This is a genomic window from Mycobacterium sp. 134, assembly GCF_048282715.1.
Lineage (GTDB): Bacteria > Actinomycetota > Actinomycetes > Mycobacteriales > Mycobacteriaceae > Mycobacterium > Mycobacterium septicum.
Genome location: NZ_JBLVUN010000008.1, coordinates 5,910,045 through 5,930,195, shown reverse-complemented (window position 1 = coordinate 5,930,195; position 20,151 = coordinate 5,910,045). Strand labels below are relative to the sequence as shown.

General features: G+C 67.9%; 17 protein-coding genes, 2 pseudogenes and 1 riboswitch. Of the genes and pseudogenes, 15 read left to right on the top strand and 4 right to left on the bottom strand.

The window, feature by feature from the left end; all coding sequences use genetic code 11:
• Positions 1-5: 5 nt before the first annotated feature.
• A complete protein-coding gene (gene glnX / locus ACNQVK_RS33325) occupies positions 6-1,325 on the bottom strand; it encodes a protein kinase G-activating protein GlnX (RefSeq protein WP_409551131.1) in 1,320 nt (439 codons plus the stop codon).
• Positions 1,326-1,460: 135 nt separating this feature from the next.
• Here glnX and ACNQVK_RS33320 point away from each other — a divergent pair, with 135 nt between their 5' ends.
• The gene (locus tag ACNQVK_RS33320) at positions 1,461-1,967 is read left to right on the top strand and encodes an NUDIX hydrolase (RefSeq protein ID WP_418032977.1); all 507 of its coding nucleotides are present in this window, start codon (positions 1,461-1,463) and stop codon (positions 1,965-1,967) included.
• Here ACNQVK_RS33320 and thiE read toward each other — a convergent pair.
• A complete protein-coding gene (gene thiE, locus ACNQVK_RS33315; RefSeq protein ID WP_418032975.1) occupies positions 1,961-2,632 on the bottom strand; it encodes a thiamine phosphate synthase in 672 nt (223 codons plus the stop codon). The two genes, ACNQVK_RS33320 and thiE, sit on opposite strands and share 7 nt — an antisense overlap.
• Before the next feature lie 39 nt (positions 2,633-2,671).
• Positions 2,672-2,786, top strand: a riboswitch (TPP riboswitch).
• Between thiE and thiO the strand changes: the two genes are divergently transcribed.
• The 8 genes and pseudogenes from thiO (at position 2,776) to ACNQVK_RS33275 (ending at position 7,907) form a co-directional block, all read left to right on the top strand.
• A complete protein-coding gene (gene thiO / locus ACNQVK_RS33310; RefSeq protein ID WP_418032973.1) occupies positions 2,776-3,783 on the top strand; it encodes a glycine oxidase ThiO in 1,008 nt (335 codons plus the stop codon). Its footprint overlaps the riboswitch before it by 11 nt.
• Positions 3,780-3,980, top strand: coding sequence for a sulfur carrier protein ThiS (thiS, locus tag ACNQVK_RS33305; protein WP_044515454.1), 201 nt, complete (start codon positions 3,780-3,782; stop codon positions 3,978-3,980). The genes thiO and thiS overlap by 4 nt, the downstream gene beginning before the upstream one ends.
• Positions 3,973-4,731, top strand: coding sequence for a thiazole synthase (locus ACNQVK_RS33300; protein ID WP_044515459.1), 759 nt, complete (start codon positions 3,973-3,975; stop codon positions 4,729-4,731). Before thiS ends, ACNQVK_RS33300 begins: the two co-directional genes overlap by 8 nt.
• A gap of 45 nt (positions 4,732-4,776) precedes the next feature.
• A pseudogene (locus tag ACNQVK_RS33295) lies at positions 4,777-5,543 on the top strand (SGNH/GDSL hydrolase family protein).
• Between the two features lie 43 nt (positions 5,544-5,586).
• Positions 5,587-5,886 carry a WXG100 family type VII secretion target gene (locus tag ACNQVK_RS33290; RefSeq protein ID WP_162563096.1) on the top strand — a complete coding sequence of 100 codons (300 nt, stop codon included), beginning with the start codon at positions 5,587-5,589 and terminating at the stop codon, positions 5,884-5,886.
• Between the two features lie 16 nt (positions 5,887-5,902).
• Complete coding sequence (locus ACNQVK_RS33285; protein ID WP_044515464.1) at positions 5,903-6,193, top strand: WXG100 family type VII secretion target; 291 nt, start codon at positions 5,903-5,905, stop codon at positions 6,191-6,193.
• A 47-nt stretch (positions 6,194-6,240) separates the two neighbouring features.
• On the top strand, positions 6,241-7,152 hold the full coding sequence (locus ACNQVK_RS33280; protein ID WP_418032970.1) for an ATP-binding cassette domain-containing protein: 912 nt from the start codon (positions 6,241-6,243) through the stop codon (positions 7,150-7,152).
• The gene (locus tag ACNQVK_RS33275; RefSeq protein WP_418032969.1) at positions 7,149-7,907 is read left to right on the top strand and encodes an ABC transporter permease subunit; all 759 of its coding nucleotides are present in this window, start codon (positions 7,149-7,151) and stop codon (positions 7,905-7,907) included. The genes ACNQVK_RS33280 and ACNQVK_RS33275 overlap by 4 nt, the downstream gene beginning before the upstream one ends.
• A gap of 7 nt (positions 7,908-7,914) precedes the next feature.
• Here the strand turns inward: ACNQVK_RS33275 and ACNQVK_RS33270 are convergent, their stop codons facing one another.
• On the bottom strand, positions 7,915-8,616 hold the full coding sequence (locus ACNQVK_RS33270; protein WP_418032967.1) for a slipin family protein: 702 nt from the start codon (positions 8,614-8,616) through the stop codon (positions 7,915-7,917).
• A 398-nt stretch (positions 8,617-9,014) separates the two neighbouring features.
• Between ACNQVK_RS33270 and ACNQVK_RS33265 the strand changes: the two genes are divergently transcribed.
• From ACNQVK_RS33265 to ACNQVK_RS33240, 6 genes are all read left to right on the top strand, one after another.
• A complete protein-coding gene (locus ACNQVK_RS33265) occupies positions 9,015-13,274 on the top strand; it encodes a TIR domain-containing protein (RefSeq protein ID WP_418032965.1) in 4,260 nt (1,419 codons plus the stop codon).
• Positions 13,275-13,291: 17 nt separating this feature from the next.
• Positions 13,292-14,797, top strand: a complete 1,506-nt coding sequence (locus tag ACNQVK_RS33260) for a M28 family metallopeptidase (protein ID WP_418032963.1) — start codon at positions 13,292-13,294, stop codon at positions 14,795-14,797.
• Positions 14,794-16,230 carry a M28 family metallopeptidase gene (locus ACNQVK_RS33255; protein ID WP_418032961.1) on the top strand — a complete coding sequence of 479 codons (1,437 nt, stop codon included), beginning with the start codon at positions 14,794-14,796 and terminating at the stop codon, positions 16,228-16,230. Before ACNQVK_RS33260 ends, ACNQVK_RS33255 begins: the two co-directional genes overlap by 4 nt.
• 77 nt (positions 16,231-16,307) lie before the next feature.
• Positions 16,308-17,375 carry a type III polyketide synthase gene (locus ACNQVK_RS33250; RefSeq protein WP_418032959.1) on the top strand — a complete coding sequence of 356 codons (1,068 nt, stop codon included), beginning with the start codon at positions 16,308-16,310 and terminating at the stop codon, positions 17,373-17,375.
• Positions 17,375-17,884 carry an isoprenylcysteine carboxyl methyltransferase family protein gene (locus ACNQVK_RS33245; RefSeq protein ID WP_418032957.1) on the top strand — a complete coding sequence of 170 codons (510 nt, stop codon included), beginning with the start codon at positions 17,375-17,377 and terminating at the stop codon, positions 17,882-17,884. The genes ACNQVK_RS33250 and ACNQVK_RS33245 overlap by 1 nt, the downstream gene beginning before the upstream one ends.
• On the top strand, positions 17,881-18,897 hold the full coding sequence (locus ACNQVK_RS33240; RefSeq protein WP_418032955.1) for an NAD(P)/FAD-dependent oxidoreductase: 1,017 nt from the start codon (positions 17,881-17,883) through the stop codon (positions 18,895-18,897). The genes ACNQVK_RS33245 and ACNQVK_RS33240 overlap by 4 nt, the downstream gene beginning before the upstream one ends.
• Here ACNQVK_RS33240 and ACNQVK_RS33235 read toward each other — a convergent pair.
• A pseudogene (locus ACNQVK_RS33235) lies at positions 18,878-20,151 on the bottom strand (uracil-xanthine permease family protein). The gene ACNQVK_RS33240 and the pseudogene ACNQVK_RS33235 overlap by 20 nt on opposite strands.

Below are 20,151 nucleotides of genomic sequence, written 5' to 3'. Positions count from 1 at the left end.
GGTGCTCACCTGTACTCGCTGAGTCGGGGCCACAGTCCCAACGCCACCGCCAGCGCCGCGGCCACACTGAGCAGCGCGGCGCCCACCGTCGCACCGGACAGCACCCGGCGGGCATTGGCGATGTCATTGCGCAACTGGCTGCGGCTCTGTTCGATGCCCTTGGACAACGCGTCGTCGAGCTTGTCGAAGGCCGACGTGGAATCGTCCTCGCCGGTGCCCAGCGCCACCTGCGTCGCGGCCTGGTAGTTGCCCACCGCGATATAGGCGTTGATCCGGTCGTCGGCCGCACGCCACTTGGTGAGCAGATCCTCGGCCCCCGTCAGATCGCTCTTGTCGATGCGGGTGTCGCGGGCCAGATACTGGGCGAGCTGCTGCTGCATGGCGTCGATACGCTGGTAGTAGGACTGCTTGCGCAGGTTCTCGTCGCCGCGCCGGATCAGCGCCAGCGTCTCGTCGGCCCTGGCCTGCTGCGCGGTGATGGCGAGGTTGGTCACGGTCTTGAGCGACTCGGCGGCGGTGTCCTTGGCGCTGCGGCTGTCCGACGTCGAGATCACCAATGCGGTGGTGACCCAGATCAGCATGATCAGCACGGCCATCCCGCCGGCCACGAAACCGATGTTCACCCGGCGCCGGGTGCGCCGCGCCAGCCAGCGGTTGGCGAACGCGCCGAACATCAACGTGGCCAGCACCACCAGCATGACCGCGGCCGGGATCCGGGTGGAGGCGGTCGTCTCGGCATCCACCCGCGCCGAGGTCTCCTCGTACAGGCGTTGCGCGTCGGGCAGGATCTGCGACTGCATCAGTGCCGAGGCTTCCGACAGGTAGGACGAACCCACCGGGTTGCCGGCCCGGTTGTTGGTCCGCGCGGTCTCCACCAGGCCGGTGTAGACCGCCAGCCGTGCGTTGATCCGGCCCAGCAGTTGCACCAGTGCTTCGTCGGTCAACCCGCTCGATGCCCGCGTCACCGCGACCGAGGCGTCGGTGATGGCCTGTTCGTATCGCTGACGGACATCGCGGGGTTCGGCGCCGGCGATGAAGGCGGTTGCCGCGGCGGCGTCGGCGACCGACAGCGTCGTGTAGAGCTGGCCGGCCGCGAACGCCAGCGGCTCGGTGTGGTTGAGCACCGTGGTCAACGCCTGCTGGCGGTCGTTGATCGTGGTGGACGTCGCGAACGCGCTGGCGATGACCAGGCCGGCGAGCGTCACTCCGATCGTCAGGATGCGTCCGGGCGTGGTCCACAGAAACCACCAGCGCGGGTGGGCAGGAGTGGTCGGCGACCGGGACGCGAGCGGTTCGGTCGAGGGATGTGCCAAATCCACAGTCACCTGCGCACGGACCTCATTTAGTTTCGGTGCTTACGGGGTGTTCCAACACTATAAAAAAATTCTAAGAGCGCCACGCTTAGGCTCGCGGAGAAATTGCGGCCCACCGAAACTGGCGGCGTTCCTTATCCTGTACGGGTGCGTGGCGACGGTGACGGCTGGGTGTTCTCCGACAACGGCGCCCGCTATTGGGGGCGCCACGGTGCGGCCGGCCTGTTGCTGCGGGCACCGTGGCACGGCGGAGCTGCGGCGGTACTGCTGCAACATCGAGCCCCGTGGAGCCATCAGGGCGGAACATGGGCGCTTCCCGGCGGTGCCCGCGACAGCCACGAGACCGCCGAGCAGGCCGCGGTCCGGGAGGCCAACGAGGAAGCCGGGGTGACGGCCGAACAGCTCACCGTGCGGACCACGGTGGTGACGGCCGAGGTGGCCGGTATCGGTGGCACCCACTGGTCCTACACGACGGTGATCGCCGACGTGCCCGAGCCGTTGGAGACCATCCCGAACCGGGAGAGCTCGGAGTTGCGCTGGGTGGCCGAGGACGAGGTGGCCGAGTTGCCGCTGCATCCCGGGTTCGCCGCGAGCTGGGAGCAGTTGCGTGCGGTGACGGCGTCGCTGCCGCTGGAGCACAACCGGCATCAATAAGCCTGAGCGATCGCGTCCTTGAGTTCGGCGGCCGCGGCGCGGGGATCCTCGGCGGCGGTGATCGCACGGACCACCACGATGCGCCGGGCCCCGGCGGCCAGTACCTCGGGAAGTCGCTGCTGATCGATCCCGCCGATCGCGAACCACGGCTTGGCCGGATTCAGCGCGGCCGTCGCGCGCACCAGGTCCAGACCCGGTGCCGACCGGCCCGGCTTGGTCGGGGTGGGCCAGCACGGTCCGACGCAGAAGTAGTCCACCTGTTCATCGATCGCGGCAGCGGCCTGTTCCGCGTCGTGGGTGGAGCGGCCGATCACCGGACGCTCGCCGATGATGCCGCGGGCGACCTCCAGCGGCAGGTCGTCCTGACCGAGGTGCAGGATGTCGGCCCCGGCCGCCAGCGCGATGTCGGCGCGGTCGTTGACCGCCAGCAAGGCACCGTGGCGGCGGGCGGCGTCGGCCAGGATCTCCAGCGCCTCGAGCTCCTGACGCGCCTCCAGCGGGCCGAACTGCTTCTCCCCGGGCGACCCCTTGTCCCGCAGCTGGATCAGATCCACCCCGCCGGCCAGCGCCGCGTCGGCGAATTCGGCCAGGTCACCGCGCTCCCGGCGGGCATCGGTGCACAGGTAGAGGGTGGCGCGCTGCAAACGGTCGGCGGGTGATTCCACACCGCGACGGTAGCCGGTGGCGCCCGAGTACCCTGGACTGGCAATCAATACGGGAGTCCCGGGGACGAGGGGCTGAGAGTGGGCATACGGACCGGCCCTGACCGTCACACCTGATCCGGGTCATGCCGGCGAAGGGAGCGGGTATGGCGCGAACACTTGCCGTCATCGGCGGCGGTGTCATCGGGCTGTCCGTCGCACGCCGGGCGGCGCTGGACGGCTGGACCGTGCGGCTGCACTGCACCACCGAGCGCGGCGCATCATGGGTGGCCGGCGGCATGCTGGCCCCGCACAGCGAAGGCTGGCCGGGTGAGGAACAGATACTGCAGATCGGCCTGGAATCGCTGAAGCTCTGGCACTCGGGATTCCTCGAGGGGCTGGCACCCGAGGTGGTCACCGCGCGCGAGTCGCTGGTGGTAGCGGTGGACCGGGCTGATGTGGCCGACCTGCACACCGTCGCCGAGTGGCTCTCCGCGCAGGGCCAGCCGGTCGAACTGACCACTGCCGCCCGCGATGTGGAACCCCTGCTGGCCCAAGGTATCCGGCACGGGTTCCTGGCCACCACCGAACTCGCCGTGGACAACCGCGCCGTGGTCGACGGGTTGGCCGCGCACTGCGAACGGCTGGCTGTGCGGTGGGCCGGCCCTGTCGAGGATCTGGCCGATATCGACGACGCTGCTGCGGTCGTCGTCGCCAACGGGATCGACGCCCCGAAGCTCCTGCCCGGCCTGCCGGTGCGCCCGGTCAAGGGTGAGGTGCTGCGGCTGCGGTGGCGCAAGGGCTGTATGCCGGTGCCGCAGCGGGTGATCCGGGCCCGCGTTCACGGCCGGCCGGTGTACCTGGTGCCGCGTGCCGACGGCGTGGTGGTCGGCGCCACCCAGTACGAGCACGGTCGCGACACCGCGCCGGTGGTCAGCGGGGTGCGCGATCTGCTGGAGGACGCCTGTGCGGTGATGCCCGCCCTCGGCGAGTACGAGCTGGCCGAGACCGCGGCCGGGCTGCGGCCGATGACCCCGGACGGGCTGCCGATCGTCGAACGTGTCGACGAGCGCACGCTGGTTGCCGTGGGACACGGCCGGAACGGATTTCTGTTGGCGCCGTGGACCGCTGAGCGGATCGCGGCTGAGCTCGAGGTGAGCGTGGGAGCGAAATGATCACCATCACGGTCAACAACGAGACCCTCGAGGTGGACGAGCAGACCACCGTCGAGGGGCTGCTGGAGACCCGGGGCTTCCCCGACAAGGGCATCGCGGTCGCACTGGACTGGACGGTGCTGCCCCGTTCGGAATGGGACCAGACCCTGTCCGACGGTGCCCGGGTCGAGGTCGTGACGGCGGTGCAGGGTGGGTGAATCAAAACTCAGTATTGGCGGCCGGGAGTTCGGCTCCCGGCTGATCATGGGTACCGGTGGCGCACCGAATCTGGCTGTGCTGGAAGAGGCCCTGGTGGCCTCGGGGACAGAGTTGACGACCGTGGCGATGCGGCGGGTCGACGCCGAGACCGGCACCGGGGTGCTCGACCTGCTCAACCGGTTGGGTATCGCTGCGCTGCCCAACACCGCGGGCTGTCGCGGTGCGGCCGAGGCTGTGCTGACCGCGCAGCTGGCGCGGGAGGCGCTGGGTACCGACATGGTCAAGCTCGAGGTCATCGCCGACGAGCGCACGCTGCTGCCCGATGCCATCGAACTGGTCAAGGCCGCAGAGCAATTGGTCGACGACGGCTTCATCGTGCTGCCCTACACCAACGACGACCCGGTGCTGGCCCGCCGGTTGGAGGACGCCGGCTGTGCCGCCGTCATGCCGCTGGGCTCGCCGATCGGGACCGGTCTTGGCATCTCGAACCCGCACAACATCGAGATGATCGTCGAGCGGGCCGGGGTGCCGGTGGTGCTGGACGCCGGTATCGGCACCGCCTCCGATGCCGCGATGGCAATGGAATTGGGTTGCGATGCAGTGCTGTTGGCCACTGCTGTCACCCGTGCCGCCGACCCGCCGACGATGGCGGCCGCGATGTCGGCAGCCGTCACCGCCGGATACCTGGCGCGGCAGGCGGGGCGTATCCCGAAGCGGTTCTGGGCTCAGGCGTCGAGCCCGGCGCTGTGATTTCGCGCCGAGGCTGCGGTGAGTGCGAGGAGGGGGAGCGGTGTTATGACGCGCTATGTGGCTCTTGGCAGTTCGATGGCGGCCAGGGCATCAAACCGTCGGCACCCGGTGCGCCGTGGCAGGCGGGCCGCTCGGCACGCAACTACCCCCATCTGACGGCCGCCCGACTCGGGCTCGATCTGGTGGACGTGACGTACTCCGGGGCCACCACCGCGCACATCCTGAGTGAGCGGCAGAACGGTGCGGCGCCTCAGATCGACGCGCTCGACGGGTCCGAGGCCCTGGTCACCGTCACGATCGGCGGCAACGACGCCGGTTACGTGCCCCAGTTGATGGCCGCTGCGCTGCCGCGATTCACCCGGTCGGTGCCCCTGGTGGGGCCGTTCCTTCGCGGCCTGCTGGATCCTGCCGCACGGGAGGCGGCCTTGACGCAGGTGGCCGACGCGCTGGTGACGGTGGGGCTTGAGATCCGCCAACGCGCTCCCGCGGCCAGGGTGCTGTTCGTGGACTACCTGACGATGCTGCCGCCCGAAGGCGTCGCGGCTTCACCGCTGCCGGAGGCTGACGCGGCGCTCGGGCGACACGTCGCGGCCACGCTGGAACGACTCACCGGACAGGCCGCCGCTGAAACCGGCTGCGGATGGGTACGCGCCGGACAAGCCAGCCTGACGCACCATGCCTGGTCGGCCCAGCCATGGACCACCCGGCCCGGGTTGCCCTGGCCGGGACGGCCCGCGCCGCTGCACCCGAACGCCGCCGGTATGCGGGCGGTCGCCGAATTGGTGGTGGCACAGGCCGGCCCGAGCACCTGAATTCGTGCGATCAGGGCTGATGGCGGCGTGTAAGAATCTCCTCATGGGCCTCGAGTTGAATGGTGACGAGCTTCGGAAGAAGTCCGCCCAACTGTCGAAATTCGCACAGGAACGCGCGCAGCACGAGCGCCGGGTGACGGAGATCGCGGGTGAGTTCGCCGCAACCTGGACGGGAGCAGCGGGCTCAGCTGTCCAGTCCGCCCTCTCGAACTACCTCACGCAGGCGTCGGATGTCCGTCGGGAAGAGCTCGACATGTCGCATCTTCTCGATGAGGCGATCGCGGCGTACGAGGGGACCGACGGCAACGCGGCCGGCTCGCTGGCCCAGTCCATGAATATCTGAGTCGGAAGGTTTCCGGATGAGCACCGATATCTCCGTCCAGTTCGAGCGGACGCGACAACTGGCCGCCGAGCTGGATGCCGAGGCCGCCAAGGTCAAGCAGATCCTGGAAGAGGAGACCGCGCTGATGGCCGACATCGGCGGTACCTGGACCGGCTCGGCCGCCGAACAGTTCAGTCAGCAGTACAGCGAGTGGAACAAAGAAGCCGACGAAGAGGCGGCCGCGCTGGACAAGCTGTGCGCCGCGGTTCACGGGGGCATCGACACGCTCAACTCCACCGAGACCGACGTGACGGGAATGTTCAGTTGATCTGAACCTGAGCAGTCAGAACGACACCGCCTGCAATGATGGCGGTGATGATCGAACTGACCGGGCTGACAAAACTCTATGGATCCCACCGAGCCGTCGACGATCTGACGTTCACCGTCGAACCGGGCGTGGTGACCGGATTCCTCGGGCCCAACGGCGCGGGCAAGACCACCACCATGCGGCTGATCCTCGGGCTGGACCATCCCAACACCGGGTCCGCGACCATCGACGGCAAGAAGTACCGGGAACTGCGCGATCCGCTGCGCGCGGTCGGCGCCCTGCTCGACGCGCGTCAGGCCCACCCGAACCGCTCGGCCCGCAACCACCTGCGCTGGATCGCGGCGGCCAACCGCATCGTGCCGGCCAGGGTGGACGAGGTGCTCGAGACCGTCGGGCTGACAGCGGTGGGGGACCGTAACGCCGGGACACTGTCGCTGGGCATGAGCCAGCGGCTGGGGATCGCCGCGGCGTTGCTGGGTGATCCGCCGGTGCTGCTGTTCGACGAACCGGTCAACGGCCTGGACCCCGAGGGCATCCACTGGGTCCGCACCCTGATGCGCAACCTGGCCGCCGAGGGGCGCACGGTGTTCGTGTCCAGTCACCTGCTGGCCGAGATGGCCAACACCGCAGACCGTTTGGTGGTGATCGGGCAGGGCAAACTGATCGCCTCGACCACAGTGAGCGAGTTCGTCAGCGGCACGTCCGCGGACACCGTGCGGGTGCGCACACCACAACTCGAGACGCTGCGTGAGGTTCTCACCGACGCCGGGTTCGAGGTGGAGGCCGCCGCGGACGGCGATGCGCTGGCGGTGCACGGCGCGGCCATCGAGGTGATCGGCGACCTCGCCGCGCGCAATGCGATCACCCTGCACGAGTTGAGCCAGCGACAGGCCTCGCTGGAGGAGGCGTATCTGAAACTCACCGATGATGCCGTCGACTACCGGGCGGTGAAGAAGTGAGCGCGCTGGCGGCGCTCGACGCCGAGCGCATCAAGCTGGCCACCACCCGCTCCCCGCTGTGGTCGACGGTCGGGGTGGCGGTGCTCAGCCTCGGTCTGGCCGCCATCCAGGGCCTGACGGCGCACCACTACTCCGGGCTGTCCCCCTCGAAGGCCGCATTGGGTGTCGCGGTGTTCGGGGTTCCGGTGCTGATGGTGCTGTCCTCGATGACGATGACCGGCGAGTACCGCAGCGGGCTGATCCGCACCACCTTGCTGGCCACGCCGAACCGGACGCAGGTGCTCACCGCCAAAGCGGTGGTGTGCGCGGCCTTCTCCTCGGTGTGTGCGGTGATCATGGTGCTGGCCTCGGTGCTGGTGGCCCGGATGGTCGCCGACCCGGTGGTCGGTACCCAACTGTCGATGGCCAACCCGGCGACCTGGCGGGTGGCCGGCGGATTCGCGCTCTACGCCGCGCTGGCCGCGGTGCTCGGGGTGGCCGTCGGGGCGCTGCTGCGATTCGCGGCCGGCGCGGTGGCCATCCTGCTGCTGTGGCCGCTGGTGGCCGAGCCCCTGCTGGGCAACATGCCCAACACCGGCCCGAAGGTCGGACCGTGGCTGCCGTTCGCCAACATGTTCCGGTTCCTTCAGGTCGAGTGGTTGTTCCCCACCTACTACACGTCGTGGAGTGAGCTGGGCTCGCTGTTCTACTTCTTGGTGTGGGTGGCGGTGGCGTTCGTGGCCGCCGCGGTGGTGCTGAACAGGCGTGACGCCTGACCCGGAGTTACTCCGGGTCAGACGCCACATCCGTTGGAACCGCATCGTTGCTGCCCAGGGCCAGTACCACCTTCGACCCGTACGGCACGTGCTGGATCAGCTGCAGCTGAGCAAGTGCCGGGTGGGCGTCCAGCAGCTTGCCGGCATTGGCCAGCGCACGCAGGGCCGCCGTCTCGGCACGGGCGGCTTCCAGCTTCGCCGCACCCGTGGCCTTGGCCGTCGCCAGCTGCAGTGCCGCGGCCCGGATCTCGGTCGGGACGATCACGTCCTTGACGAACGCCTTGATCACCTGGACTCCGGTGCGGGCACCGGCCGTCCGCGCTGCCGCGGCGATCGCGTCGGCGTCAATGCGGTTGCCGCGCTGCATCACCTCGTCCGCGGTCACCGCCGAGGCGAGGTCGCGCAGTGCGATCTGCGCGGCCAGGTACACCGCGGCCATCGGGTCGGCCGCGGCCTCCACGTAGGCCACCGCGTCCCGGACCTTGAACTGCAGCGCGACGGTGATACGCAGCGTCACCGCATCCGAGGTCAGCACCTCCTGCGGAGCCAGCGTCAGCACCTGCTCACGCATCTCGACACGCACCACCGAGGCCGCCACATCAATGCGGTGGCGCCCCGGGGGCAGGACACGACCCAGCGTGCCGTCCTTGTATTCCAGTGCGCACTGGCCTGCGGAAACAGTGATTCGGTCGAACGTGAAGATACTCATGTCGTGTCCTCCTTCCGGTGTATGTGTCTGTGCAGCAAAGGGATACCGCCGCCGGACGCAACCGGTGACGGGGCGTCACATCCCCGTCCAGGCGGATGTGGGCCACAAGGTCAGCGACTGCGCGATCCCGGCGACGGTATCGGGGTTGTAGGAGAGGATTCGAACCTCAGGCCCTTTACCTGTGCCATGACGCCGCCGGCAACACGCAGAAACGTTGCGGTACCCCGCTCGGCCTGCTTCCCTGTCGGCGCCGAGGAACACCATGCCACCACAGCAAATCACCAGGCAACCGATTTTCGGGTAGCCGGCTACTCTAGGCCGCCGATCCACGCCTGATTAGCGTCGAACTCACCACTTGACCGGCGGTGAAACGCTGTGGCCCAAATCGAGGTAGTCACATGTCGCGCATATTTCTGAGTCACTCCAGCCGCGACAATCACTATGCCGTCGCCCTCAAGCAGTGGCTCGAGCTGGCCGACCCGGGGCTGGCCGGAGAGATATTCCTCGACCTGGATCGCGACAGCGGGATCCGGACGGGGACGCGGTGGACCGATGCCCTCTGGCAGGCCAACGCCCGCTGTGAGGCGGTGATCTGCCTGGTGTCCGAGAGTTGGGTGGCGTCCAAGGAATGTCACGCCGAGTTTCGGCAGGCCGAAGGTATGCGCAAGCCCATCTTCTGCGCCCGGCTGGAAAGTGTTGACGAAAAGGACGTGACCCGGGCCTGGCAGAGTTGCGACCTCTTCGGGCCGGGGCCGTCGACGACGATCGCAGTCGACGGTGCGCCCGAGGTGCGGTTGGCGGCCGGGGGCCTCAACCGACTGCTCATGGGGCTGCGGTCGGTCGGCATCGGCGCCGACAGCTTCCCGTGGCCGCCGCCGGGGGATCCCGGCCGCTCGCCGTACCGCGGCTGGGAACCACTCGAATCAGTCGACGCGGCAGTGTATTTCGGCCGGGACGCGCAGATCATTCGTGCCCTGGACGAATTGCGTGAGATGCGTGAGGCCGGACGCGAGCGAATGTTCGTCATCCTGGGCCCGTCTGGCGTCGGCAAATCGTCGTTTCTGCGGGCCGGCCTGCTTCCCCGTCTGACGCGTGACGACCGGCGCTTCTTGACGATGCCCGTGGTGCGGCCGGAACGTCACGCGCTCACCGGAGATGCGGGACTGGCGCGGTCCATTCACGTTGTGCGGGAACAGGTCGGGTTGACGTCACCGAGCCTCGGCGAGATCAAGAACGTAATCGGGGACCCAGACTCGGTACGTCGGTTGCTGCTCGAAGCTGTTGCCGCGGTGAGCGATCGGATGCCGGGCACCGCCGATGCCCAGCGGCCGCCGACCCTGGTGCTACCCGTCGACCAGGCGGAGGAATGGTTCGGAGTCGATGCCGGAACGGAGGGGCCGGCATGTCTGGAGACTCTCGGCACGCTGTTGAACAGTGCCGGCACCGCGCTGGACATGGTGGTGATCGCCACGATCCGTTCCGATCGCTACGAACCGTTGCAGACCGCACCGCAGCTGTCGGACGTACAGAGTCACCTGTTCGACCGGCTGAAGGCGATGCCGGCTGCGCAATTCGCCGAGGTCATCGAAGGTCCGGCGCGCCGTGCGGCCGAGTCGGGATCCAAGTTCGCCCTCGAGCCCGAACTCGTCGAGCGACTCATCGAGGATGCCACCGGCGGCGCCGACACCCTGCCGCTGCTGGCCCTGACCCTGTCGTGCCTCTACGAGGACTACGCCGGCAGCGGAGGTGCCGTCACCGTCGACAACTACGAGGCGATGGGGGGCATGCGCCGGGTCGTGCAGAACGAGATCGACAACTTGTTGTCCAATGATCCGGCCGAACGTTCCGAGCAGTTGAGTCGGCTGCACGATGCGTTCATCCCGTGGTTGGCGACGGTGAACTCGGATACCGACCAACCGATGCGCCGCATCGCGAAATGGTCCGATCTGCCGGAGAACAGTCACGGCCTGCTGAATGACTTTGTCGCTCGGCGGCTTCTGGTCAAAGGCGAGAGCGACGATCAGGTCGTTGTCGAAGTGGCGCTGGAGAGCCTGCTGCGGCAGTGGGACGAGTTGGCGGAGTGGTTACGGGCCGAGGCCGTCGAACTGCGTGACGCCGACGCCATCGAGCGCGCGGTCGTCGCCTGGGAGCGCAGCGGACGTCGCGACGACTGGTTGCTCGACGGTGCCCGGCTGGCCGAGGCGGAAAACCTGAGTACCCGATCGGGTTTCGGGGCTCGTCTCAATCCGGCTGGTGAGTTCCTGCTGGCCGCACGCCGGCACGCCAACCACAAACTCGAAACGGAGAAGTCCGAGGCGCAAGCTCACGCACGGTCGCTGCGGCGTCGCTCCCAGATCCTCGCCGCACTGCTCACCGTGATCGTATTGGCCGCCGTCTTTGCCGTCATTTCACAGCGGAATGCGCTGGCGGCCGAGAAGAAGGCCAATGAGCAGGCCCGTCAGGCGGTGGCCGCCAAGCTTGCCCTGGAGTCCCGCGCGATGCTGGGAGGTACGCGCACAGGTGGTGAGCGGCGCGCGATCCTGGAGATGGTCGTGGCTGAGCGGTTGGCACCGGGAGGTGATCCCGGTGCGCTCGTGGACACGCTGAACGACTCGGCCCGCCTGCTGAAAGTCATCAATTCGCCGTCACCGGCCAATACCTTCGCGATCAGCCCCGACGAGCAGGTGATCGTATCGGCCGACGAAGACCACATGCTGCGCCGATGGAATTTCCACACGGGTGAGCCGATCGGGGAACCGTTGGCCGGCCACACCGACAATGTCGAGACCCTCGCCATCACGAAGGACTGGATCGCCTCTGGCGGGAAAGACCGCACCGCGCGGATATGGGATGCGAAGACCGGCAAGGAGATTCGTAGCGTTACCGCGTCGGAAGCGCTGTGGCATGTCGAACTGAGTCCGGACGGGGCCCTGCTGGCAACCGCGGCCAGCAACGGGATGATCCAGCTGTGGAAGGTGCCGACCGGTGAGGCAGTGGGCCACCCGATCGCCGCGCACGGCGGTATGCCGATCGGGGATCTGCAGTTCAGCCCGGACGGGAAGCTACTGGCCTCCGGAGGATTCGACGGTGCGGTGCGGCTGTGGAATGTGGCTACCCAGGGACCTGCGGCGCAGTTGGTGCCCGGCCATCGAGGCATCGTCGCAGGCGTGCGATTCACGGCCGACGGCCGACGTATCGTCTCGGTGAGCTATGTGAACAGCTATGCGGATACCAGCGGCCGGGCAACGCAATTGCGAGTCGACGAGCTCGATACCGGCCGCACGGTCGTCGATGTGACGGACCCGGGTTACGGTGGCTTGAGCCTCGCAGTGAGCCCTGACGGGAAACGAGTGGCCATCGGCGCAGACGACAAGACGATCCGGTTGCACGATGCCGAGACAGGCGCCGCGGTCGGTGAACCCATCACCGGGAGATCCGGAAATGCCAGTGTGATCGCCTACAGCCCCAGCGGCAGCCGGATCGTCAGCAACGGGGACTTCGTGCACGAATGGGCCGCCGATCCTGATCGATCGGTCGGCAAGGGGCTGGACATCTTCGCATTGGCCGGGCCCACCGCGTTGAGTCCGGACGGCCGGATCATGGCCACCCGTCGCGACGACAAGGACACCGACATCGCGCTGTGGAACGTCGACACCGGCGCCCTGATCCGGACCATCGCGACGGGCCACACCGGGCACGTGACGGCCTTGATGTGGCGGCCGGACGGGCAGGCGATCGCGTCGAGCGGGGACGAGGATCACTCCGTCCGAATCTGGTCCGCCGAGTCAGGCGAGTCCGTCGGCGCACCCTTGGCGGGGGCGACCAGCCGGATCTTGGTTCTCGCGTTCAGCCCGGCCGGCAATCGCGTCGCCGCCGGGACCGTCGACGGCTCGGCGTGGCTCTGGGATGTGACCGAGCAGCAGAGCAGCGGAACCCAGTTGAAGGGGAATGTCAGCGCGGTGACCATTGTCGGATTCAGCGCCGATGGCAGTCGCGTGCTGGCGGCCACGCAGACACATCTCGAGTCCGGTGATTCCAGTGCGCTGGAAACGGCGAGCAATGTGTTCACCTCGGCAGAGGCAATGACCGACTCTTCGGCACAGGTGTGGGACGCCGACACCGGTGAGCCGGCAGGTCCCTTGTTGACCGGGCGCGGCGGCCGACCCAGCGAATTTGCCCTCGCGAACGACCACTTCCCGATCAGCGCCGCGACGATCAGTCCCGACGGGCGGCAAGTCCTGGTCGGCACGACGCGGGGCCTCCAGTTGTATGACGTGGCCTCCGGCGAGCCCACAGGCGAACCGTGGGTGGCGCCGGAACAGTCCGGGCAGACAGGCACCGCTGTCGCATTCAGCCCTGACGGGCGGTACGCGGTATCCGCCGATGCCTATTCGACGAACATCCATCTGTGGGACGTCGGCGCCCGCCGGCCCATCGGCAAGCCGTTGACGGGCCATACGACCCGGATCATGCGCGTCGCGTTCGGGCCGGACGGCAAGAGCATCCGGTCGTGGGCCGACCTGAACCTGTGGATCGTGTGGCCAGCCCCGGCGGGCTGGGCCGACGAGCTCTGTTCCAAGGTGGCGGCCGACATGACCGAGGCCGAATGGGACGAGTGGGTGTCCAAAGACATCGACTACCGAGCACCCTGCTCGTAGCAGCTACCGTGGGTGCAATGCGACGTATTTCGACGGGGGCGGTTCTCTGCGCGCTGGCGCTGACCGCGGGGCTGGCCGGCTGTGATGCAAAGACCGAACTGCAGACCGACGGGCGGCAATCCCAGGAGTCCTCGTCGGCGGCGGCGCAGTTCGCCGACCAGTTACGTGGGCGGGTCTCGGCCGACGCGATGATGGGTCACCTGAGCAAGCTGCAGGACATTGCCAACGCTAACAAGGGCAACCGCGCGCTCGGCAGCCCGGGGTACGACGCGAGCGTGGACTACGTGGCCGGCGCGCTGCGCGATAAGGGGTTTGACGTGGAAACCCCCGAGTTCGAGGTGAAACTCCCGTTCGCCGAGGACCCTCAGGTCACCGTCGGCGGCCAACCGGTCGCCGCCAAGCCGCTGGAGTTCACCATCGGTACCGACCAGGTCGGGGTGTCCGGGCCGCTGGTGCCGGCGAAGGTCGAGGACACTCCCGGATGTGAGGCCGCCGACTTCGACGGGCTCCCGGTGTCCGGTGCGGTGGTGCTGGTCGATCGCGGCTCGTGCCCGTTCGCGGACAAACAGGCTGCTGCCGCCGAGCGTGGCGCGGTCGCGATGATCGTGGTCAACACCAACAACGACGAGAAGATGGGCGGCACGCTGGGCCGCGACACCGACGTCAAGATCCCGGTGGTCAGCGTGACCAAGGACGAGGGCACCCGGCTGCGCAACTCGCCCGGGCCCACCACGATCAAGCTCGTCGCGGGCGTGCGCGTCGAGCACACCCGCAACATCATCGCCCAGACCAAGACCGGCTCGACCTCGGACGTGGTGATGGTCGGTGCCCATCTCGACAGCGTTCCCGAGGGCCCCGGCATCAACGACAACGGTTCCGGTGTGGCCGCGGTGCTGGAAACGGCTTTGCAGTTGGGTGATTCGCCCCAGGTGGCCAACGCGGTGCGGTTCGGGTTCTGGGGAGCTGAGGAAGAAGGTTTGCTCGGGTCGACCAACTACGTCGAGTCCCTCGACACCGAGCAGCTCAAAGACATTGCCATGTACCTGAACTTCGACATGCTCGGCTCGCCCAACGCGGGCTACTTCACCTACGACGGCGACCAGTCCGCACCGCTGGACGAGCAGGGCCGCCCCCGCGTCCCCGAGGGTTCGGCGGGAATCGAGCGCACCCTGGCGGCCTATCTGCAGAATGCCGGAAAGACGCCGCGCGACACCAGTTTCGACGGTCGATCCGACTATGACGGGTTCACCATGGCGGGCATTCCCTCCGGTGGGTTGTTCTCCGGCGCCGAGGACAAGATGAACGCCGAGGAAGCAAAATTGTGGGCAGGCGAGGTGGATCAACCGTTCGACCCGAACTATCACAAGAACACCGATACCCTTGACCACGTGAACCGGGACGCGCTGCAGATACATGGTGAGGGAGTCGCATTCGCTGTCGGGCTGTATGCCCAAGATCAGCGGGGCCGCAACGGTTTACCGGTTCGCTCGGACCGCACGCGGCACCAGATCACCGCGCAGTGACGGCGCGTCGACTCGCAGCCCTATTGCTCGGTGCCGCACTGGCGGGATGCTCGGCACAGCCATCGCCGAAGGCTGTCGAGCCGCAGGAACTGGCGGGCAAGATCACCGTCGACTCCATGTTCACCCACCTGCGCAAGCTCCAGGAGATCGCCGACAGCCACGGCGGGAACCGGGCGGTCGGCAGCCCCGGTTACGACGCCAGCGTCGACTATGTCGCACAACTCCTGCGGGACAAAGGTTTTGATGTCCAGACGCCGGAGTTCGAGCGGATGGGCACGATGCGCGGGGGGAACCCGGCGCTGACGGTGTCGGGGACCGACTACCAGGTGGATCAGGCGTCGATGCTGGTGACGACGGCGCCCGGCGGGTTGAACGCGCCCACGCTGCGACCGGGGAAGCCGTCCGGATGTGCGGCCACCGACTATGGATCGGCGAACATCTCCGGTGCCATCGCGGTCGTCGACGACAGTGGGTGTTCGGTTGTGGCAAAACAGAACACCGCGCTGGCCAAGGGTGCGGTCGGTTTGCTGGTGGTCAATCGCGGGGGGCAACCCGCCCCCGGTGGGTTGTTCACCACCGGCTACTACCGCGATCTCACCGTCCCGGTTGGTGTCATCGACGAGAACACGGATGCGGCGTTGCTGCGCACCACCGCGCCGGTTCGGCTGACGCTCGACGGCAAAGCCGAAATGATCAAATCCCGCAACCTGACCGCGCAGACCAAGACCGGGTCGGCCTCCGATGTGGTGCTGGTGGGTGCCCACCTCGACAGCATCGGCGGCGGACCGGGTATCAACGACAACGGGTCGGGGGTGGCGGCCGTCCTGGAAACCGCGCTGCAGCTGGGTAGTTCGCCGAAGGCGAGCAACGCGGTGCGGTTCGCGTTCTGGGGCGCCGAGGAAATGGGCTTGGACGGTTCGAAGCAATATGTGCGGAACCTTCCGCTGGACCAACTCGACGATCTTGCGCTGTACCTGAACTTCGACATGGTCGGCTCGCCCAACGCGGGGTTCTTCACCTATGACGGCGACCAGTCCGGTCAGGCCACCGATCCCAAGGCGATACCCGAAGGATCGGCCGGCATCGAGAGGACCATGGCCGGCTACCTCAACCTCGCCGGGGCGCGGCCCGCGGACATGCCGATCAGTGCGAACACCGACTATCACCCGTTCCTGCAGGCCGGTGTGCCGATCGGGGGCACAACCACCGGATCGTCGCAACGCAAGACCGAGGTTCAGGCCCGGTTGTGGGGCGGACGGGCCGGGGCGGCCTTCGATCCGAACTATCACACCGCCCGCGACACCATCGACAACGTCGATGCCCACGCGCTCGGGATCATGGGATCGGCGGTCGCGTTCACGGTCGGCACATACGCCCGGTCGATCGAGGGCCCCAATGGCGTGCCGGCGCGTGACAAACGTCACCGTGGCTGATCCGGATTCATCGAGGGTGAGTTGAACCGGCGAGGGTAGGCCCCCGTGGTACGGGTATGGGAATTAACGTCGCGAGAATGCCCAGCCACAGCACCATTGCCGGCGTCCATGCCGTACTGCCTCCGCATCGGTATACGCAGGACGAGGTCACCAGCGCGCTGCTCGACCTGCCGGGATACGCCGAGGTCGAGGATGTGGTGCGGGCCCTGCACAAGAGCGCGAAAGTGAACAGCAGGTATCTGGTCCGACCGCTCGAGGAATACGCCGATCTCGACGATTTCGGTGAGAGCAATGGCCTGTTCATCGAGCATGCGACCGAACTGGGCTGCGCCGCACTGTCCGGGGCCCTCGACGAGGCGGGGCTGCGCCCCGAGGACGTCGACCTGATCGTCACCACCACGGTCACCGGCGCCGTGGTCCCGTCCCTGGACGCGCGGATCGCCGGGCGACTCGGCCTGCGGCCCGACGTACGGCGCATCCCGATCTTCGGACTGGGCTGTGTGGCCGGCGCCGCAGGCATCGCGCGGCTCAACGACTACCTGCGGGGCGCGCCCGACAAGGTGGCGGTCCTGGTGTCGGTCGAATTATGTTCGCTGACACGCAAACACAACCCCACGATGCCGACGCTGGTCGCCGGCGCGCTGTTCGGCGACGGCGCCGCCGCGGTGGTCGCGGTCGGCGAACAACGGGCCCGCAAGCTCAACCCGACCGGACCCGATGTGCTGGACTCACGCAGTCATCTGTATCCAGACTCGTTGCACGCCATGGGTTGGGACATCGGCTCCGATGGCTTCGAGATCGTGCTGAGCGCCGAAGTGCCGAGCTTCGTGGGGCGCTACCTGGGTGACGATGTCAACGGGTTCCTCGGCGATCACGGCCTTTCCGTCGGCGATGTGTCCGCATGGGTCAGCCATCCCGGTGGGCCGAAGGTGATCGAGGCGATCATCGACACCCTCGGATTGCCCGAGGACGCATTGGATCTCACCTGGCAGTCGCTCGCCGACGTCGGCAATCTCTCCTCCTCCTCGGTGCTGCACGTGCTGCGCGACACCATCCGCAAACGGCCGGAGTCGGACACCCCCGGCGTGATGATGGCCATGGGTCCGGGCTTCTGCTCGGAGCTCGTCCTGCTGCGCTGGCGCTGATGGCGGCCAAGAGATTCACCGCGCTGATCGCACTCGTCGCCGTCGAGCGGGTCCTCGAACTGGTGGTGTCCAAGCGCAACCTGCAGTGGAGTATCGCCCAGGGCGGCAAGGAATTCGGGGCAAGGCACTATCCGGTGATGGTGGCGCTGCACAGCGCGCTGCTGGTCGGCGCGGTGGTGGAGGCGCGCCGGCGCCGGCCATCGCCGGTGCTCGGCCGGATCATGGTGGCGGTCGTGCTGGCCGCCCAGGCGCTGCGGTGGTGGTGCATCACCACGTTGGGCAGGCAGTGGAACACCAGGGTCGTGGTGGTTCCCGGAGCCACGCGCGTGGTCGACGGTCCGTACCGGGTGCTGCCGCACCCGAACTACGTGGCCGTGGTCACCGAGGGAGCCGCGTTGCCGCTGGCCGGCGGTGCATGGATCACCGCTCTGGTGTTCACCGTGGCGAACGCCGCGCTGCTGCGGACCCGGATCCGCGTGGAAAACGAAGCGCTGCAAGGCCTGACGTGATCGATCTGCTCGTCGCGGGTGGCGGCCCGGCAGGGCTGGCCACCGCGGTGCACGCAGCGCGTTCCGGGCTGGAGACCGTGGTGGTGGAACGGCGCCAAGGCCCGATCGACAAGGCATGCGGTGAGGGGCTGATGCCGCACTCGGTCCGGCAGCTGCAACGCCTGGGCGCCCAACCCGACGGCCGCGCCTTCCATGGCATCCGCTATCTGGATGGACACCGCACCGCCGAGGCCAGGTTCCGCGACGGGGCCGGGCGCGGAGTGCGTCGTACGGTTCTGCACGCCGCGCTGTCGCAGGCCGCGTCGGAAGCCGGGGTCCGGGTGGTCCAGGGTGAGGTGGGGCCGGTGACGCAGGACTCGGCATCGGTGAGCGCGGCCGGTTTTCGGGCCCGCTACCTGGCGGCCGCCGACGGCCTGCATTCGCCGATCCGCCGCTCGCTCGGGCTCAGCGGCGGTGAGGGCAGGCGACGCCGCTGGGGAATCCGGCGGCATGTCCAGATCGCGCCGTGGTCGGATTGTGTCGAGGTGTACTGGGGTCCTGACGCCGAGGCGTATGTGACACCGGTCGGTGAGAACTGTGTCGGGGTGGCGATTCTGACCTCGGTGCGCGGCGGCTTCGACGAGCACCTGGCGGCATTCCCGTTGCTGGCCGACCGGATTCACGGCCTCGAGCACGGCCATGACCGGGCGGCCGGGCCGTTGCGGCAGAAGGTCCGGGACCGGAGTGCGGGCCGGGTGTTGCTGGTCGGCGACGCGGCGGGATACGTCGATGCCCTCACAGGAGAGGGGATGGGCCTGGCCTTCGGTGCGGCCGAACTCCTGGTGGGGTGTGTTCGCGCGGACCGGCCGGGTGACTACGACCGGCAGTGGCGGGCGATGACGCGCCGCTATCGGTTACTGACGGCAGCCCTGTTGCACGGCAGCGGTTTTGGTCCGGTGCGGGCGTGTATCACCCCGGCGTCGGCGGCGCTGCCCTCGGTGTTCGCCCGCGTGGTCAACGCTCTTGGCGAGTAGGTTGTGCCAAGTTCCCCAGGTACTCCAACAACCTCATGCTGTGGAAGACCAGCAACGCGGCGATGGAACCCAGCGCGATCCCGGTGAACGTCAGAGAGCCGAGCTGCCAGGTGAAGTCGGCGATCCCGATGATCAGCGGAATGGCGGCGGTCATCTGGTTGACCGGCTTGGAGAAGTCGACGTGGTTGGTGAGCCAGATCCGCACGCCCAGGATGCCGACCAGGCCGTAGAGCACGATCGTCGCGCCGCCCAGCACGCCGGCGGGATCGCCGAGATCGCCGCTCCGACCTTGGGGCACAACGACAATGCGATCGCCACTATCGCGGCAACCCAGTACGCCGCGGTCGAGTAGACCCGGGTGGCCGCCATCACGCCGATGTTCTCGGCGTAGGTGGTGGTGGCCGATCCGCCCCCGGCGCCGGCCAGCACGGTGGCCACGCCGTCGGCGGCCAGCGCGCGGCCGATCATCGGATCGAGATCGGTGCCGGTCATCTGCCCCACCGACTTGACGTGCCCGATGTTCTCGGCGACCAGTGCGATCACCGCGGGCAGGAACAGCGGCAGAACCGCCAGATTGAACGTCGGGGTGTGGAACTCGGGCAGCCCCAGCCACGGTGCCGCGGCGATCGCCGCGGTGTCCACCTCGCCGAGGACCAGTGCCAGCAGGTACCCGATCAGTACCGCGCCGAAGATGGCCAGCCTGCCGATCAGTCCCTTGAAGAACGCCAGCGTGGCGACGAGCAACACCAACGTCACCAGCCCGACCAAGGGGCCCTTCTCGAAGTTGGCCTTGGCGGCCGGCGCCAGGTTGAAGCCGATCAGTGCGACGATCGCGCCCGTCACCACCGGCGGTAGGGCCAGGTCGATCCAGTGGGTGCCGACCAGGTGCACCACCGCTCCGATGAGGATCAGCAACAGACCGACCGCGATCAAACCGCCCAGCGCGCTTCCGGTTCCGTGCGCGGCCACCGCAGCGGTGACCGGGGCGATCACCGAGAAACTCGACCCCAGGTAGCTCGGCAACCGGTTGCCGGTGATCAGCAGGAACAGAATGGTGCCCACACCGGAGAACAGCAGCGTGGTGGCGGGCGGAAAGCCGGTGAGCACCGGGACCAGGAACGTGGCACCGAACATGGCAACCACATGCTGGGCCCCGATACCGATGGTGCTCGACCAATTGAGCCGTTCCCCGGGGTTGACGACGAAGTCGTCATCGGTGCGCGTCTCGACGTATTTCCAACTCAGCGGGATCAC

What these genes read in the sequence shown, in the direction of transcription:
- ACNQVK_RS33250 (WP_418032959.1), top strand. Translation starts at nt 16,308, where the DNA reads ATGCCCAGCCACAGCACCATTGCCGGCGTCCATGCCGTACTGCCTCCG.
- ACNQVK_RS33270 (WP_418032967.1), bottom strand. Translation starts at nt 8,616, where the DNA reads ATGAGTATCTTCACGTTCGACCGAATCACTGTTTCCGCAGGCCAGTGC.
- ACNQVK_RS33280 (WP_418032970.1), top strand. Translation starts at nt 6,241, where the DNA reads ATGATCGAACTGACCGGGCTGACAAAACTCTATGGATCCCACCGAGCC.
- ACNQVK_RS33285 (WP_044515464.1), top strand. Translation starts at nt 5,903, where the DNA reads ATGAGCACCGATATCTCCGTCCAGTTCGAGCGGACGCGACAACTGGCC.
- ACNQVK_RS33290 (WP_162563096.1), top strand. Translation starts at nt 5,587, where the DNA reads ATGGGCCTCGAGTTGAATGGTGACGAGCTTCGGAAGAAGTCCGCCCAA.
- thiS (WP_044515454.1), top strand. Translation starts at nt 3,780, where the DNA reads ATGATCACCATCACGGTCAACAACGAGACCCTCGAGGTGGACGAGCAG.
- ACNQVK_RS33260 (WP_418032963.1), top strand. Translation starts at nt 13,292, where the DNA reads ATGCGACGTATTTCGACGGGGGCGGTTCTCTGCGCGCTGGCGCTGACC.
- ACNQVK_RS33245 (WP_418032957.1), top strand. Translation starts at nt 17,375, where the DNA reads ATGGCGGCCAAGAGATTCACCGCGCTGATCGCACTCGTCGCCGTCGAG.
- thiO (WP_418032973.1), top strand. Translation starts at nt 2,776, where the DNA reads ATGGCGCGAACACTTGCCGTCATCGGCGGCGGTGTCATCGGGCTGTCC.
- ACNQVK_RS33265 (WP_418032965.1), top strand. Translation starts at nt 9,015, where the DNA reads ATGTCGCGCATATTTCTGAGTCACTCCAGCCGCGACAATCACTATGCC.